Genomic DNA, 14,125 nt, shown 5'->3' on the forward strand with positions numbered 1-14,125 from the left:
TGATGATTCGCTTCCGCAAGCGTCCGCTCATGGGCCGGCTCAGGGGCCGATCAGGTCGGAGATCAGGATGCGCACCGTCCGGGAGACGGCCTGCTGGTCCTGGGTCCGCGCGGCGATGCGTTCGATCGACTCGCCGGTGCGCCCGACGCTGTTCAGGATCTCGCCGAACGCCTCCTGCGCCCGGCGCGACACCTGCGAGCCCTGGTTGACCCGGGAACCCGACTCGGTGATCAGTTTGCTGATCTCGCGCGCCGCGTCGGAGGAGCGTTCGGCCAGCTTGCGCACCTCGCCCGCGACGACGGAGAAGCCGATGCCGTGCTCCCCGGCCCGGGCCGCCTCGATCGAGGCGTTGAACGCCAGCAGGTTCGTCTGGCCGGCGATCTCCCCGATGACCTGCACGATCGAGGCGATCTGGTCGGCCGAACGTTCGATCAGGTCGATCGCCTCGATGGACTTGCGCAGCTCCTCGAAGCCGCGTTCGGCGTTCTGCTGGGTCTGCGTGGCCAGGCCGCTGGCCTGCTGGGCGCTCACCACGATGTCGTCGATCGACATGGTCAGCGCGGTGACGGTGTCGTTCATCTCGGTCGTCTTGGCGGCCAGCCGCCGCTGCAACGCCACCTGGTCGGTCACCTCGGTGGCGTACTTGACCACCTTCACCGGTTCGCCGCGCAGGTCGAACGTGGGGTTGTAGGTGGCGGACAGGTGCACCTCCCGCCCGTACTTGCCGACCCGCTGGAACTGCCCGCTGATGAACTCGCCGCGCCCCAGCCGCAGCCAGAAGTCCCGGTACTCCGCCGACGTCACGTAGTCCGGTGTGCAGAACATGCTGTGGTGCTGCCCGACGATCTCCCGCAGCGAGTAGCCCATCGTGCGCAGGAAGTTCTCGTTGGCGGTCAGCACATTGCCCTCGAGGTCGAACTCGACCACCGCCTGCGAGCGGTCGATGGCGTTCACCTTGCCCTCGAACTCCGCGTTGCGCTGCTTGCTGCGGGTCACGTCGAGCGCGTACTTCACCACCTTGATCGGCCGGCCGTCCAGGTCGAAGATCGGGTTGTAGCTCGCCTGGATCCAGACCTCGCGGCCCTCCTTGCCGACCCGCTTGTACTCGGCGCTCTCGAACTCGCCGCGCGAGAGCCGTTCCCAGAACAGGTGGTACTCGTCGCTCTGGGCCTGCTCCTCCTCGACGAACATCCGGTGGTGCCGGCCGCGCACCTCCTCGATCGTGTAGCCCATCAGGTCGAGGAAGTTGCGGTTCGCGTCGAGCACGTGCCCCTTCAGGTCGAACTCCACCACCGCCTGCGAGCGCCCGATGGCGTTCACCTTGCCCTGGAACTCCGCGTTGCGCAGCCGCGCCTGGGTCACGTCGGTGGCGTACTTGACCACCTTGAACGGCTTCCCCTCCAGGTCGAAGATCGGGTTGTAGGTGGCCTGCAGCCACACCTCCCGCCCGCCCCGGCCGACCCGCATGTACTCGCCGGTCTCGAACTCGCCGCGGCCCAGCCGTTCCCAGAAGGCGCGGTACTCCTCCGAGCCCGCGTGCGCCGGATCCACGAACATCCGGTGGTGCCGCCCGCGGATCTCGTCGGCGTTGTTGTAGCCCATGAGATCGAGGAAGTTGCGGTTGGCCTCGAGGATCATGCCGTTCAGGTCGAACTCGATGACGGCCTGCGACCGGTCGATCGCCTTCACCTTGCCCTGGTCCTCGACGGCGCGCAGCCGCGCCTGGGTCACGTCGGTGGCGTACTTGACCACCTTGAACGGCCGCCCGTTGACGTCCAGGATCGGGTTGTACGTGGCGTGCAGCCACAGCTCCTTGCCGTCCCGGCCGATCCGCTTGTACTCGCCGGCCTCGTACTCGCCGCGCGCCAGCCGCTGCCAGAACGCCCGGTACGCGTTGCCGCGCGCCTCCTCCTCGCCGACGAACATCCGGTGGTGCTTGCCACGCACCTCGTCGAACTGGTAGCCGAAGAGCTCCAGGAAGTTCTTGTTGGCGCTCAGGATCGTGCCGTCGAGCCCGAACTCCACCACCGCCTGCGCCCGGTCGACCGCGTTGACCTTGCTCTCGTACTCGGCGTTGCGCTGACGGGTGGAGGTCACGTCGAGCGCGTACTTCACCACCTTCACCGGCCGGCCCTCGAGATCCAGGATCGGGTTGTAGGTGGCGCGCAGCCACACCTCCCGCCCGCCCCGGCCGTACCGCTTGTACTCGCCGCTCTCGTACTCCCCCTGCGCCAGGCGTTCCCAGAAGCGCGTGTACTCCGGGCTGTCCGCCTGCGCCTCGTCCATGAACATCCGGTGGTGCTGACCGACGATGTCGCCCAGCGAGTAGCCGGTGAGCTGCAGGAAGTTCTCGTTCGCGGTGATGATCACGCCGTTCAGGTCGAACTCGATGACCGCCTGCCCCCGGTCCACCGCCGCGACCTTGCCGCGCAGTTCCGCCACCTGACGCCGGTCGGCCGTGATGTCGTACGCCGTGAGCAGCACCTGCTCGACGACCCGCCCCGCCCCCGGCACCGGCCCGCAGTTGAACCGCAGCCAGCGCTGCTTGCCGTTGCCGTCGATCATCGGCTGGACCTGCTCGACGTACTCGCCCTTGGCGGCCTGCCCGATCAGGTTGTCCACCACCTGGGACGGGAGCCGCCACAGTTCCTCGAGCCGCTGGCCGACGATCTCGTTCTCCGGGCGGTTGGTCGTCTCCGTGACCCGCGGATTGATGGCCGAGATTGTGCCGTTCTTGGCACTGAGCACCATCACCAGACGCTCCTGCACCAGGAGGTTCAGGGCGGCGGTGTGAATGGCCTCCGAGGCGGTGCCGTCGATCACGCCTGCCGTGTCGGCAGAACGGCCGACGACCTGAGCGAAACGGACGACCCGTTCGACGGTGCACAATGGCGGGCGACATGACAGATCTGACCCTTTGCCTCGACAGCCTGGACGGCCTCTCCGTCGGCGACGCGCTCGGCGCACACCACTTCGTTCCCGGTGCCTCCCTCGATCCGCTGCCCGACCAGTGTCCCTGGACGGACGACACCGAGATGGCCGTCTCGATCGTCGAAGAGCTGCTGCACCATCGTGAGATCGACCAGGACCGGCTCGCCGTCGCGTTCGCCCGCAGGTTCGAGCCGTACCGCGGCTACGGCGGCGGGGCCGTCGTCCTGCTGCGCGCGATCCGGGAGGGTGGGGACTGGCGGGAGCTGGCCCCGGCGGCGTTCGGCGGAAAGGGCTCGATGGGAAACGGCGCCGCCATGCGGGTCGCACCGCTCGGTGCCTACTACGCCGGCGACAGCAAGCGCGCGGCGCTGGAGGCGATGCGGTCGGCCGAGATCACCCACGCCCACCCGGAGGGGATCCTCGGCGCCGCCGCGGTCGCGGTCGCGGCGGCCGAGGCCGGCTGGTCGCGGCTCGTCGGACACCGGCCGGAGCCGTTCACCTTCCTCGAGTCGGTCATCGACTACCTGGTCGACAGCCAGGTGAAGGATTCGATGGAACGGGCGCTGCGCCTGCTCGGCACCGATGTGGCCGAGGCCGCGTACGAGCTGGGCAACGGCTCCCGGGTGCTGGCCCAGGACACGGTGCCGTTCGCGCTGTGGGTGGCCGCGACCCGGATCGACGACTATCCGGCGGCGATCCGGGCCTGCGTGGCGGCCGGGGGAGACGTCGACACGACCGCCGCGATCGCCGGTGGTGTCGTGGCGGCGTACACGGGCCGCGCCGGGATCCCCGCCGCGTGGCTCTCCTCCCGCGAACCCCTCCCGATCGCTCCCTAACACTTCGGGCCGCTGCCCCCGCCCGCCTGCAGGGTGTCGGGCGGCGGACAGCTGATGACGCCGCCGCCGTCGCGCGCGCCGGCCGGGGTGGCCGGGACGGTGACGGCGGCGACCGCGAGAGCCGCGCTCATCAGGGCCGACGTGACGATGCGTCGCACGGGTACCTCCCGGGGGCTTTGCCCGGGAAGGCGTTCCGTCGCGTTCCACGCCGCCCGCGGGTGATCGTTCCGCGGTAGGGCGGCCGAGCGCACGGGCCTGTGGTTTGCTGGCCGGCATGAGTGGCGAGCGGATTACCAAGATCACACTGGACGAGTCCGAGATCCCGCGACGCTGGTACAACGTCGCCGCGGACCTGCCCTCGCCGCCACCGCCGGTGCTGCACCCCGGCACGCTGCAGCCCGTCGGGCCGGCGGATCTCGCGCCGCTGTTCCCGATGGCGCTGATCGAGCAGGAGGTGACGACCGAGCGCTACGTCGACATCCCCGACGAGGTGCTCGACGTGTACCGGCTGTGGCGCCCGTCGCCGCTGTTCCGCGCGCACCGCCTCGAACGCGCACTCGGCACGCCGGCCCGCATCTACTACAAGTACGAGGGCGTCTCGCCGGCCGGTTCGCACAAGCCGAACACCGCCGTGGCGCAGGCCTACTACAACGCGGCCGCCGGGGTGCGCCGGCTCACCACCGAGACCGGCGCCGGGCAGTGGGGGACGGCGCTCGCGTTCGCGTGTGCGCAGTTCGACCTGACCTGCGAGGTGTGGCAGGTGCGGGCCAGCTACGACCAGAAGCCGTACCGCAAGCTGATGATCGAGACGTTCGGCGGGGTGATCCACCCGTCGCCGTCGGAGCTGACCGCCGCCGGCCGGGCCGTCCTGGCGGCCGATCCGCACTCGCCGGGCTCACTGGGCATCGCCATCAGCGAGGCGGTCGAGATCGCCGCTCAGCACGAGGACACCAAGTACGCGCTCGGTTCGGTGCTGAACCATGTGCTGCTGCACCAGACGGTCATCGGCGAGGAGGCGCTGCTCCAGCTGGCCAAGGTCGGTGACACGCCGGACGTCATCGTCGGCTGCACCGGCGGCGGCTCGAACTTCGCCGGCCTGGCGTTCCCGTTCCTGCGCGAGAAGCTCGCCGGCCGGATGGACCCGGTGATCCGCGCCGTCGAACCGGCCGCCTGCCCGACCCTGACCAAGGGGGTGTACGCCTACGACTTCGGCGACACCGCCGGCATGACGCCGCTGATGAAGATGCACACGCTCGGGCACGACTTCGTGCCGGACCCGATCCACGCGGGCGGCCTGCGCTACCACGGCATGTCGCCCCTCATCTCCCACGTCTACGAACTGGGCCTCATCGAGGCGGTCGCCAAGTCGCAGTCGGAGTGCTTCGCCGCCGGGGTGCGGTTCGCCCGCACCGAGGGCATCGTGCCGGCGCCGGAGCCGACGCATGCCCTCGCCGCGTGCGTCGAGGAGGCGTTGCGCTGCAAGGAGACCGGCGAGCCGAAGGTCATCCTGACGGCGCTGTGCGGTCACGGTCACCTCGACATGGCCGCCTACGGCAGCTACCTCGCCGGCACGATGACCGACCGCGAACTGTCCCCGGAGGACCTGAAGGCGGCGGCGGCCGGGCTGCCGGTGGTGTGATCGGTCAGCCGATCTGCTCGCCGTAGACCCGTTCCACCGTCATCGCCATCAGCACCCGCCGGTCGGCGACCATGACCTCGCGGTACTCCGTCCAGTCGGGGTGCTCGCCGGCGGCGGCGCGGTAGTAGTTCACCAGCGCCTCGACCTCGGGCCCGGCCGGATCGGTGCCGGGCCCGGTCAGCGTCGCCGTGCCCTCGGCCGTCACCCACGCCCGCCCGTCCGCGCGGGTCACCTCCAACGACACGCGCGGGTCGCGGCGCAGGTTGGCCGTCTTCGCCCGCCCCTCGGTCATCGAGACGTAGACGACCCCGGCCGCGCGGTCGTAGTACGGCATCACGGGGGACAGCTGCGGGCGGCCGTCGCGCTTGATGGTGGCGAGGATGCCGAGCCGGGCGCCGGCGAGCAGGTCGTGCAGATCGAGGCTCATGCCGGTCGCAACCCGCCCGCGCCGCCGCCGTATTCCGGCCCCGTGGCCGCCGTGTCGGTGGCGTGTCGGTCCCGTGTCGGTGCGGCCGCGCAGGCTCCGACGCATGACACCTGAACCGATCGCGATCGTCGGCGCCGGCCTCGGCGGCCTCACCCTGGCCCGCGTCCTGCACGTGCGCGGCATCCCGGCCACGGTCTACGAGGCGGACCCGTCGCCGACCGCGCGCACCCAGGGCGGGATGATCGACATTCACCACCACAACGGGCAGCCCGCGCTCGCGACGGCGGGGCTGACGGAGGAGTTCCACCGGATCGTGCTTGCCGGGCGCGAGTCGTACCGGATCGCGGACCGGGACGGCACCGTCCTGCTCGACCGGCCCGACGACGGCTCCGGCGGCAGCCCGGAGGTGCTGCGCGGCGCGCTGCGGCAGATGCTGCTCGACTCGCTGCCGGCCGGCACCGTCCGGTGGGGCCACCGGGTGAGCGCGGTGCGCGCCCTCGGCGACGGGCGGCACGAGGTGACGTTCGACGGCGGGAACAGCGTGGTCGCGGACCTGCTCGTCGGCGCGGACGGCGCCTGGTCGCGGGTCCGGCCGCTGCTCACCGACGTCCTGCCGGAATACAGCGGCAGCGCGTCGATCGAGACCTTCCTGTTCGACGGCGACAGCCGGCATCCGGCCACGGCGAAGGCGGTCGGGGGCGGGTCGCTGTTCGGGTTCGACCGGGGCACGCGCGGGAAGATCCTCATCGCCCACCGGGAGAGCGACGGGAACCTGCACGCCTACCTGTGGCTGTCGAGACCACTGGACGGCTTCGCCGGCATCGACTTCGCCGACCCGGCCGCGGCGCGGGCCCGGATCGCGCGGGAACTCGACGGCTGGGCGCCCGAACTGACCGCGTTGATCACCGACAGCGACACCGACCCGGTGCTGCGCCCACACTTCGCGCTGCCGATCGCGCACCGGTGGGAGCGGGTGGCCGGGGTGACGCTGCTCGGCGACGCCGCACACCTGCAACCCCCGAACGGCGAAGGCGCCAACCTCGCCATGCAGGACGGCGCGGAACTCGGCACCGCCATCGCCGCGCACCCCGGCGACGTCGAGGCCGCGCTCACCGCCTACGAACGGGCGATGTTCCCGCGCAGCGCCGCCGCCGCGCAGGACGGCGCCGCCTTCATCGACCTGCTGCTCGGCGACGACGCGGCCGGGAACCTGATCGAGGTGTTCACCGGGGCCGGGTGATGATGGAGCCGTGCGGATCACGACGTTCGGCCCCCTCGCCGTGGACGGCCGGCCGGTGCGGGGCGAGCGACTGGCCGCCGTGATCCGCGAACTCCTCGACGCCCGCGGCCGTACCGTCGCCACCGGCGCCCTGGTCGAGGCGGTCTGGCGGGGCACGCCGCCCGAGGACGCCGCCGGCGCGGTGCAGGCCCTGGTGGCGCGGGTGCGGCGGCTGGGCGTTCCGGTGCTCGCCGGGGCGGGCGGCTACCGCATCCCGGCCGACGGCGTGGAGACCGACGCCGTCGTGGTGCGCGCGCTGGTCGAACGCGGGCGCCGGGCGTTGACCTCCGGCGACCCGGTGCGGGCGCACGAATGTGCCGACGAGGCGCGGGCGCTCTTCCCGGAGAGCCCCGACCCCCTGTCGCCCACCCGGCTCTTCCGCGACGTGGTGACGCTGCGGGCGGAGGCGGCGCTGGCCGGCGGCGGGGCGTTCGACGAGGGCGACCTGCGCCTGCTGGTGGGGCGGGTGCCGCCCGACGAGCCGGCCGCCGCGCTGCTGGTGCGGGTGCTGGCGGCGCAGGGCCGCGACGCCGAGGCGTTGGATCTCGTCGAACGGCTGCGGGCCGACCTCGCCGACCGGTACGGGGCGGATCCGTCGCCGGTGCTCGCCGGGGCGCATCTCGCGCTGCTGCGCGGCGAACTGGCCCCTCGCTCGGACGGGGCGGTCGTCTCGCCTGGCGGCGGCCTGGCGGCGGCCTCGCCGGCGGGTGGTTCGGTGGCTGGCGCGGCGGCTTCCGGGCCGATGGCTGGTGCGGCGGCCGTCGCTTCGGCGGCGGTCTCGCCGGCTGGAGCGGTGGTGGCTTCGCCGGGTGGTGCGGCGGCCGGCTCGCCGGCTGGTGCCGTGGGCGCCGCCCCGGCTGCGGCGGCCGCTTCGCCCGGGCGGGTCGGTGACCCGGTGGCCGCTTCGGCCGGGCGGCCCGGTGACCTGCCCGCCTCCTGGCGGCGCGCCGCGACCCCGTTGGTGGGCCGCGAGCGGGATCTCGTCGCCGTCGCCGAGGCCCTGCGGGAGGCGCCGCTGGTGACCGTCGTCGCGACCGGCGGGGCGGGCAAGACGCGGCTGGCCGCCGAGATCGCCCGCACCGTGCGCGCCTCCCGGCCGGTGCGGGTCGTCGAGCTGGCCGGCCTGCGTTCGCCGGACGAGGTGCTGCCCGCCGTGCTCGCGGTCCTGAGCGCACATCCGGAGGAACGCCCGCCGGCGCTCGGCCCCGGGCTCGACGGCCTGCTGGTGCTCGACAACTGCGAACACCTCCTCGACGCGGCCGCGAGCGCGGTGCACGACCTGCTGGCCGTGGCGCCGCCCGAGTTCGGGGTGCTCGCCACCAGCCGCGCGCCGCTGGGCCTGGTCGGCGAGGTGGTGCACCGGCTGCCGGCGCTGCCCGACGACGAGGCCCTCGCCCTGCTGGAGGGCCGCGCGCGGGCCGGCGGCGCGGTGCCGGCCTGGCGCCGCGAACGGGCGCTGACCCTCTGCCGCCGCCTCGACAACCTGCCGCTCGCCCTCGAACTTGCCGCCGCCCGGCTGCGCCACATGCCGATCGACGACGTGCTGGCCGGGCTCGACGACCGGTTCGCGCTGCTCGACGACGCGCTGCGCGGGCTGCCCGAACGGCACGCCGGCCTGTGGGCGATGGTCGACCACAGCCGCGAACTGCTGGCACCCGGCGAGCGGGACATGCTGGAACGGCTGGCCGTCATCCCGGCGCCGTTCACGGCGGAACTCGCCCTCGCCACGTCCGGCGGCTCACGCGGGGGCCTGGCGATCCTGGTCGAACACTCCCTGCTGCGGCTGGAGGAGGGCGACGGCACACCCCGCTACCGGATGCTGGAGACCGTTCGCGAATACGGCGCGGCCCGGCTCGACGCGGCCGGTGGCCGGGACACCGCGACGGCGGGACTGGTCGGCTGGGCCGTGCGCCGGGCGGTGGCGCTGAGCGCCGACCTGATCGGCCCCGCGCGGCTCGCGGCGCTGCGGGAGTGCGCGGCCGAGCACGACAACCTGGTCGCCGCCCTGCGCCGGGCGCACGATCAGGACGACGAACCGGCCGCGGTCGACATCGCCGCCGCCCTGTTCGCGCTCTGGACGGTGCGCGGCCGGCACCGCGAGGCCGGTACCTGGGCGGGTCGCCTGCTGCACCTCGACGATCCGGCCGCCCGGCGCCGTTCGGCGATCCTGCGCGGCACGGCGAGCGGCCGTCCCCTGCCGCACGCCGACCGGCTCGCGTGGCTGTGCGTGCTGATCGGATTCAACGCGGGCGACACCGGTTCGGCGCGGCTGCACGCGTTGGTCCGCCGCGCGCTGCGGAGCCTGTTCGGCGGGCGGCCCGACGAGGTGTCGCCCCGGGTCGCCGCGCTGGCGGCCGTGCTGCCCGGGCTGGAACGGGCGGACCCGGCCGAGAGCCTGCGCGACGCCGCCGGTCTCATCGCCCGCCCCGACCCGTACCTCCAGGGAACGGGTCATCTCATCCGGGCGGTCCTGACCGAGGCGCGGCAGCCGGGCGGCGACGCCGAGCTGGCCTATCGCCGGTTCGAGGCGGTCGGGGACCACTGGGGGATGGGCATGGCCGCCCAGGCCGCCGGCGCCTCGGGCGGAGCCGACCCGCGCACCGACGGGTGGCTGCGCCGCAGCGCCCGGCACCGGGAACTCCTCGGCGCGGAGCGCGACGCCCGGGCGACGCGGGTGCTGCTGGACGCGCAGGCGGCGCTGGTCGGCGACGTCGAGGCCGAACGCCGGCTCCGGGGGATCGCCGGCGCCGACCCGCTCGACGAGAGCGACGCGTGCCAGGCGCACCTAGCGCTCGCCCAGCTGGCCCGGCACCGCGGGCGGCCCGAGGAGGCGCTGGCCCACGCGGACGAGGTGGCGCGGGTGGTCGCGGCGGCCGGCCCGCCCGATCCGAGCCGGCGGCGAGCCGCGTTCCGGGTCGCCGCCGCCGTCATCCACCTCTGGATCGCCGCCGACGCGCGCGCCGCCGATGGGTTGCGGCGTGCGGGCGTTGACGTGCGGTCGGCCGACAAGGCGGTGGCCGACCCCGACGCGCTGGCGGCGCACGCGCTGCGGCACTCCCGCGACGAGGTGCTGAACGCCCACGACCGCCCCCTGCTCGGTTCGTGGGCGATGGGCGGTGCCGAGCTGGCCGCCTTCCGGGGCGACACCGCCACCGCCCGCGAACTGTGGGCGCTGGCCACCCGCGTCGGCACCAACGTCGGCTGGCACTTCCCGCAGGGGCGCGGCGAACGCCTCGCCGCGGCCCTGGGCGACCGGCGCAGCCGCGAGGCGTTGCTGGAGGGGGTCGGCGCGCGGACGGGAGCGGTCCGCATCGGTGTGCTGATGGACGCGCTAGTCGCCGCGGCGTCGGCGGGCGAGGCGTAGGGCGCCCACGGCCGCCAGCTGGATCAGGGCGACACGGGTACCGACGGCGACCGCGGGGCGGGCGTGCCCGCGGGCGGCCAGCCGGGCGATCCAGCGGTTCTCCAGCTGCCGCCAGCCGTACAGGGTCCCGGCGCCGACGACCGCTCCGGCGACGAGCGGCCGCCACGGCAGATCGCGCGGGCCGTGGCGGGTCGGCTCGAGCGTCACGGTGTCCGGCGCGAGGACCAGTCCGCGCACCGTCGTCGGGGTCTTCTCGGCGGGCGGCTCGCGGTGGCGGCGCAGCAGCTCCGCCGCGGCGATGGCGGCGACCACCCCGGCCCGCACGCCGCGCCGGCGCCACGGCCTCGCGTCGAACTCGCGGGCGGCGATCCAGGCACCCCCGCACGCGGCGGAGAACAGCTCCGAGCCGACCGTGCGCGCGATTCGTTTCATCGGTTACCCATCGGCGTGTATAACTGCTCGAAAAGGTCGGCGGGCGCCGACCCTACGGGGAGGTTCTCACATGGCGACGACCGGGCGCGCGGTGGTGCCGTCGTGAACGACGAGGCGGCGCCGCGCGGCATCGATACGACCCGGCCCAGTGTCGCCCGGGTCTACGACTACTTCGTCGGCGGCAAGGACAATTTCGCGGTCGACCGGATGGCGGCCGAACGCGCACTGGAGATCGTGCCGGACGCGCGGGAAGCGGGCCGCGCGTGCCGTGCGTTCCTGCGCCGGGCCGTGCGGTACCTGGCCGCCGAGGCCGGCATCCGGCAGTTCCTGGACATCGGCTCGGGTCTGCCCACCGACACCAACGTGCACCAGGTCGCCCGCGAGGTGACCCCCGACGCGCGGGTCGTCTACGTCGACAACGACCCGATGGTCATCGCGCACGGTCGCGCCCTGCTCGCCGACAACGGCAGCACGACGGTGATCGAGGCCGACATCCGTTCCCCCGAATCGATCCTCGAACACCCGGAGGTCCGCGACCGGATCGACTTCGACGAACCCGTCGGGCTGCTGTTGCTGTCGATCCTGCACCACGTGCACGACGCCGAGGACCCGGCCGCGATCGCCGCGATCCTGCGCGCCGCGCTGCCGTCCGGCAGCCACCTCGCGCTGATCCACTTCTGGGATCCCGCCGAGGAACACCCGGACGTCTCGCTCAAGGTGCGCGACGCCGAACGGGTCTTCAACGAGACGATGGGCACCGGCCGGTGGCGGCGACGCACCGAGATCGAGGCGTACTTCGGCGACTTCGCGCTGGTCGAGCCGGGGCTGGTACCGCTCGCGGAGTGGCGGCCCGACGGGACGGCCCAGGCGGATCAGAAGGACAGCTACTACACGATGATCTGCGGGGTCGCCCGCAAGGCCTGACGGCGATGCGCAAAGCTGGGTCCATCTACTGGCGGAGGTGGGCCCGATGCGGGCGGTCGTCTTCAGGGAGTACGGGTCGCCGGACGTGCTGCGCGTCGAGGATGTGGACACCCCGGAGCCCGGGCCGGGGCAGGTGCGGCTGCGGGTGCGGGCGGCCGGGGTCAACCGGTTCGACTGCAAGGTCCGTGCCGGCGCGTTCCGGGCGGCGCTGCCGAGGACGCCGGGGTTCGAGGTCGCCGGAGTGGTCGACGCGGTCGGCGCCGGCGTCACCGGCCTCGCCGTCGGGGACGAGGTGTTCGGGTTCGCCGACAGCGGCGGCTACGCGGAGTACGCGCTGGCCACCGTCGTCGCGCCGAAGCCGGCCGGGCTCGGCTGGGACGAGGCGGTGGCGCTGCCCAACGCCGGCGAGACGGCGCAGCGCGTGCTGGGCCTGCTCGGCCTCGAAGCGGGTGAGACGCTGCTCGTGCACGGCGCGTCGGGCGCCGTCGGCGGGGTCGCCGTCCAGCTCGCGGCCGTCCGCGGGGCCACCGTCATCGGCACGGCGTCCCCGGCCAATCACGACTATCTGCGTTCTCTCGGAGTGGTCCCGGTCGCCTACGGAGACCATTTGGTCGAACGGGTTCACGCGCTCGCGCCGCACGGAATCGACGCGGTCTTCGACACCGCGGGCAAGGGCGCGCTGCCGGATTCGATCGCGCTGCGCGGCGGCCGCACGGAGCGCATCGTCACCATCGCCGACGGCGCCGCCGCCGAGGAACTGGGCGTGACCGCCTCGTTCAAGGCCGAGCGGAGCGTCGACGGGCTGGCCGAACTGGCCCGGCTCGCCGTCGAGGGGAAGCTGCGGGTCGAGGTGGCGCGGGTGTTCGCGCTCGACGAGGCGCCCGCGGCGCACGCCCAGGCCGAGACCGGACACACCCGCGGCAAACTGGTGCTCCGGCCCTAGGCTGCGGTGGTGAACATCTGGGCCGCCGGCGACGCCTACGAGCGGTACGTGGGCCGGTGGAGCCGCCGGGTGGCGGTGTCGTTCGTGGCGTGGCTGGGCCGGCCGTCGGGGCTGCGGTGGCTCGACGTCGGGTGCGGCACCGGTGCGCTCAGCGGTGCCGTGCTGGCGCACGCCGCGCCGGGTTCCGTGCTCGGCGTCGACCCGTCGGCCGGCTTCGTCGGGCACGGGCGTGCGCGGGTCGACGACCCCCGGCTGCGCTTCGCGGTCGGCGACGCGCGTGCGCTTCCGCTGCCGGGCGGCGCCTTCGACACGGTGATCAGCGGGCTGATGCTGAACTTCGTTCCGCGGACTGCCGAAGCGGTCGCGGAGTTCGTCCGCGTGACGGCGCCCGGCGGGACGGCCGCCGCGTACGTGTGGGACTACGGCGACGGCATGGAACTGATGCGCCACTTCTGGGACGCGGCCGCGTCGGTCGACCCCGCCTCGGCGGAACACGACGAGGGGCGGCGCTTCGCGACGGTGTGCTCGCCCGCGCGGCTGGAGTCGCTGTGGGCGGCGGCGGGCCTCGTGGACGTGCGGACGCGCGGGATCTCCGTGCCCACGGTGTTCGCCGACTTCGACGACTACTGGACGCCGTTCCTCGGCGGGACGGGTCCCGCTCCGGGATACGTGGCCACGCTCGCCGACGCGCGGCGGGAGGCGCTGCGCGAGACGCTGCGGGCGCGGCTGCCGTTCGGCGACGACGGGTCGATCGCGCTGTCGGCCCGCGCGTGGGCCGTTCGCGGCACGGTGCCGGCCTGAACCGTCAGGGGACCGCCGCGAGGCGGGCGAGCAGGACCTGTTCGATCAACGACACCAGGACCTCCTTCACCGATTCGCGGTCGCGGGCGTCGCACTCGACCACCGGCGTGTCGTCCGACACCGACAGCGCCTCGCGCACCTCCGACAGCGCGAACCGCCGCGCGTTCTCGAAGACGTTCACGGCGAGCAGGAACGGGATGCCGTGCTCCTCGAAGTAGTCGACGGCCGGGAAGCACTCCTCCACGCGCCGGGTGTCGATGAGCACCACCGCGCCGAGCGCACCGTCCACGAGGTCGTCCCACAGGAACGCGAACCGGTCCTGCCCGGGCGTTCCGAACAGGTAGAGCAGGAGGGTCTCGTCCAGCGTGATGCGGCCGAAGTCGAGGGCCACGGTGGTCGTGGTCTTGCCCTCGACGGCGCTGGTGTCGTCGACGCCCACCGACAGGTGGGTCATGGCGGCCTCGGTCACCAGCGGTTCGATCTCGGAGATCGCGCCGACGAACGTCGTCTTGCCGACCCCGAAGCCCCCGCTCACCACAATCTTCACGG

General features: G+C 73.5%; 12 protein-coding genes. 7 read left to right on the forward strand and 5 right to left on the reverse strand.

What is annotated here, in order from left to right:
• Positions 1-39 precede the first annotated feature (39 nt).
• Entirely contained in the window at positions 40-2,823 is a 2,784-nt protein-coding gene (locus Val02_RS00905) for a methyl-accepting chemotaxis protein (RefSeq protein WP_239151210.1), read from the reverse strand.
• Positions 2,824-2,900: 77 nt separating this feature from the next.
• Between Val02_RS00905 and Val02_RS00910 the strand changes: the two genes are divergently transcribed.
• Complete coding sequence (locus Val02_RS00910; protein ID WP_239151220.1) at positions 2,901-3,767, forward strand: ADP-ribosylglycohydrolase family protein; 867 nt, start codon at positions 2,901-2,903, stop codon at positions 3,765-3,767.
• Here the strand turns inward: Val02_RS00910 and Val02_RS00915 are convergent.
• The gene (locus tag Val02_RS00915; RefSeq protein ID WP_203896897.1) at positions 3,764-3,925 is read right to left on the reverse strand and encodes a hypothetical protein; all 162 of its coding nucleotides are present in this window, start codon (positions 3,923-3,925) and stop codon (positions 3,764-3,766) included. The two genes, Val02_RS00910 and Val02_RS00915, sit on opposite strands and share 4 nt — an antisense overlap.
• A gap of 116 nt (positions 3,926-4,041) precedes the next feature.
• Between Val02_RS00915 and Val02_RS00920 the strand changes: the two genes are divergently transcribed.
• Complete coding sequence (locus Val02_RS00920; RefSeq protein ID WP_203896898.1) at positions 4,042-5,406, forward strand: TrpB-like pyridoxal phosphate-dependent enzyme; 1,365 nt, start codon at positions 4,042-4,044, stop codon at positions 5,404-5,406.
• A 4-nt stretch (positions 5,407-5,410) separates the two neighbouring features.
• Here Val02_RS00920 and Val02_RS00925 read toward each other — a convergent pair whose 3' ends face one another.
• A complete protein-coding gene (locus Val02_RS00925) occupies positions 5,411-5,833 on the reverse strand; it encodes a PPOX class F420-dependent oxidoreductase (RefSeq protein WP_203896899.1) in 423 nt (140 codons plus the stop codon).
• A 103-nt stretch (positions 5,834-5,936) separates the two neighbouring features.
• Here Val02_RS00925 and Val02_RS00930 point away from each other — a divergent pair, with 103 nt between their 5' ends.
• On the forward strand, positions 5,937-7,073 hold the full coding sequence (locus Val02_RS00930; protein WP_203896900.1) for an FAD-dependent oxidoreductase: 1,137 nt from the start codon (positions 5,937-5,939) through the stop codon (positions 7,071-7,073).
• A gap of 10 nt (positions 7,074-7,083) precedes the next feature.
• Complete coding sequence (locus tag Val02_RS48090; protein ID WP_203896901.1) at positions 7,084-10,476, forward strand: AfsR/SARP family transcriptional regulator; 3,393 nt, start codon at positions 7,084-7,086, stop codon at positions 10,474-10,476.
• Here the strand turns inward: Val02_RS48090 and Val02_RS00940 are convergent.
• On the reverse strand, positions 10,444-10,908 hold the full coding sequence (locus Val02_RS00940) for a hypothetical protein (RefSeq protein ID WP_203896902.1): 465 nt from the start codon (positions 10,906-10,908) through the stop codon (positions 10,444-10,446). The genes Val02_RS48090 and Val02_RS00940 overlap by 33 nt on opposite strands.
• Positions 10,909-11,010: 102 nt before the next feature.
• Here Val02_RS00940 and Val02_RS00945 point away from each other — a divergent pair, with 102 nt between their 5' ends.
• The 3 genes from Val02_RS00945 to Val02_RS00955 are packed head-to-tail and all read left to right on the forward strand — an operon-like array spanning position 11,011 to position 13,576.
• On the forward strand, positions 11,011-11,832 hold the full coding sequence (locus Val02_RS00945; protein ID WP_239151230.1) for an SAM-dependent methyltransferase: 822 nt from the start codon (positions 11,011-11,013) through the stop codon (positions 11,830-11,832).
• 46 nt (positions 11,833-11,878) lie between these two features.
• Entirely contained in the window at positions 11,879-12,775 is an 897-nt protein-coding gene (locus Val02_RS00950) for an NADP-dependent oxidoreductase (protein WP_203896904.1), read from the forward strand.
• 9 nt (positions 12,776-12,784) lie between these two features.
• Positions 12,785-13,576, forward strand: coding sequence for a class I SAM-dependent methyltransferase (locus Val02_RS00955; protein WP_239151242.1), 792 nt, complete (start codon positions 12,785-12,787; stop codon positions 13,574-13,576).
• Positions 13,577-13,580: 4 nt separating this feature from the next.
• Here the strand turns inward: Val02_RS00955 and Val02_RS00960 are convergent, their stop codons facing one another.
• Positions 13,581-14,123, reverse strand: coding sequence for a GTP-binding protein (locus tag Val02_RS00960; protein ID WP_373317845.1), 543 nt, complete (start codon positions 14,121-14,123; stop codon positions 13,581-13,583).
• Positions 14,124-14,125: the final 2 nt, after the last annotated feature.

Origin of the sequence: Virgisporangium aliadipatigenens (assembly GCF_016863615.1) — a bacterium.
In the GTDB taxonomy this organism is placed as follows: domain Bacteria; phylum Actinomycetota; class Actinomycetes; order Mycobacteriales; family Micromonosporaceae; genus Virgisporangium; species Virgisporangium aliadipatigenens.

Bases quoted from the DNA above. Each gene is read 5' to 3' on its own strand.
- Val02_RS00925 (WP_203896899.1), bottom strand. From the start codon at position 5,833: ATGAGCCTCGATCTGCACGACCTGCTCGCCGGCGCCCGGCTCGGCATC.
- Val02_RS00950 (WP_203896904.1), top strand. From the start codon at position 11,879: ATGCGGGCGGTCGTCTTCAGGGAGTACGGGTCGCCGGACGTGCTGCGC.
- Val02_RS00910 (WP_239151220.1), top strand. From the start codon at position 2,901: ATGACAGATCTGACCCTTTGCCTCGACAGCCTGGACGGCCTCTCCGTC.
- Val02_RS00940 (WP_203896902.1), bottom strand. From the start codon at position 10,908: ATGAAACGAATCGCGCGCACGGTCGGCTCGGAGCTGTTCTCCGCCGCG.
- Val02_RS00920 (WP_203896898.1), top strand. From the start codon at position 4,042: ATGAGTGGCGAGCGGATTACCAAGATCACACTGGACGAGTCCGAGATC.
- Val02_RS00930 (WP_203896900.1), top strand. From the start codon at position 5,937: ATGACACCTGAACCGATCGCGATCGTCGGCGCCGGCCTCGGCGGCCTC.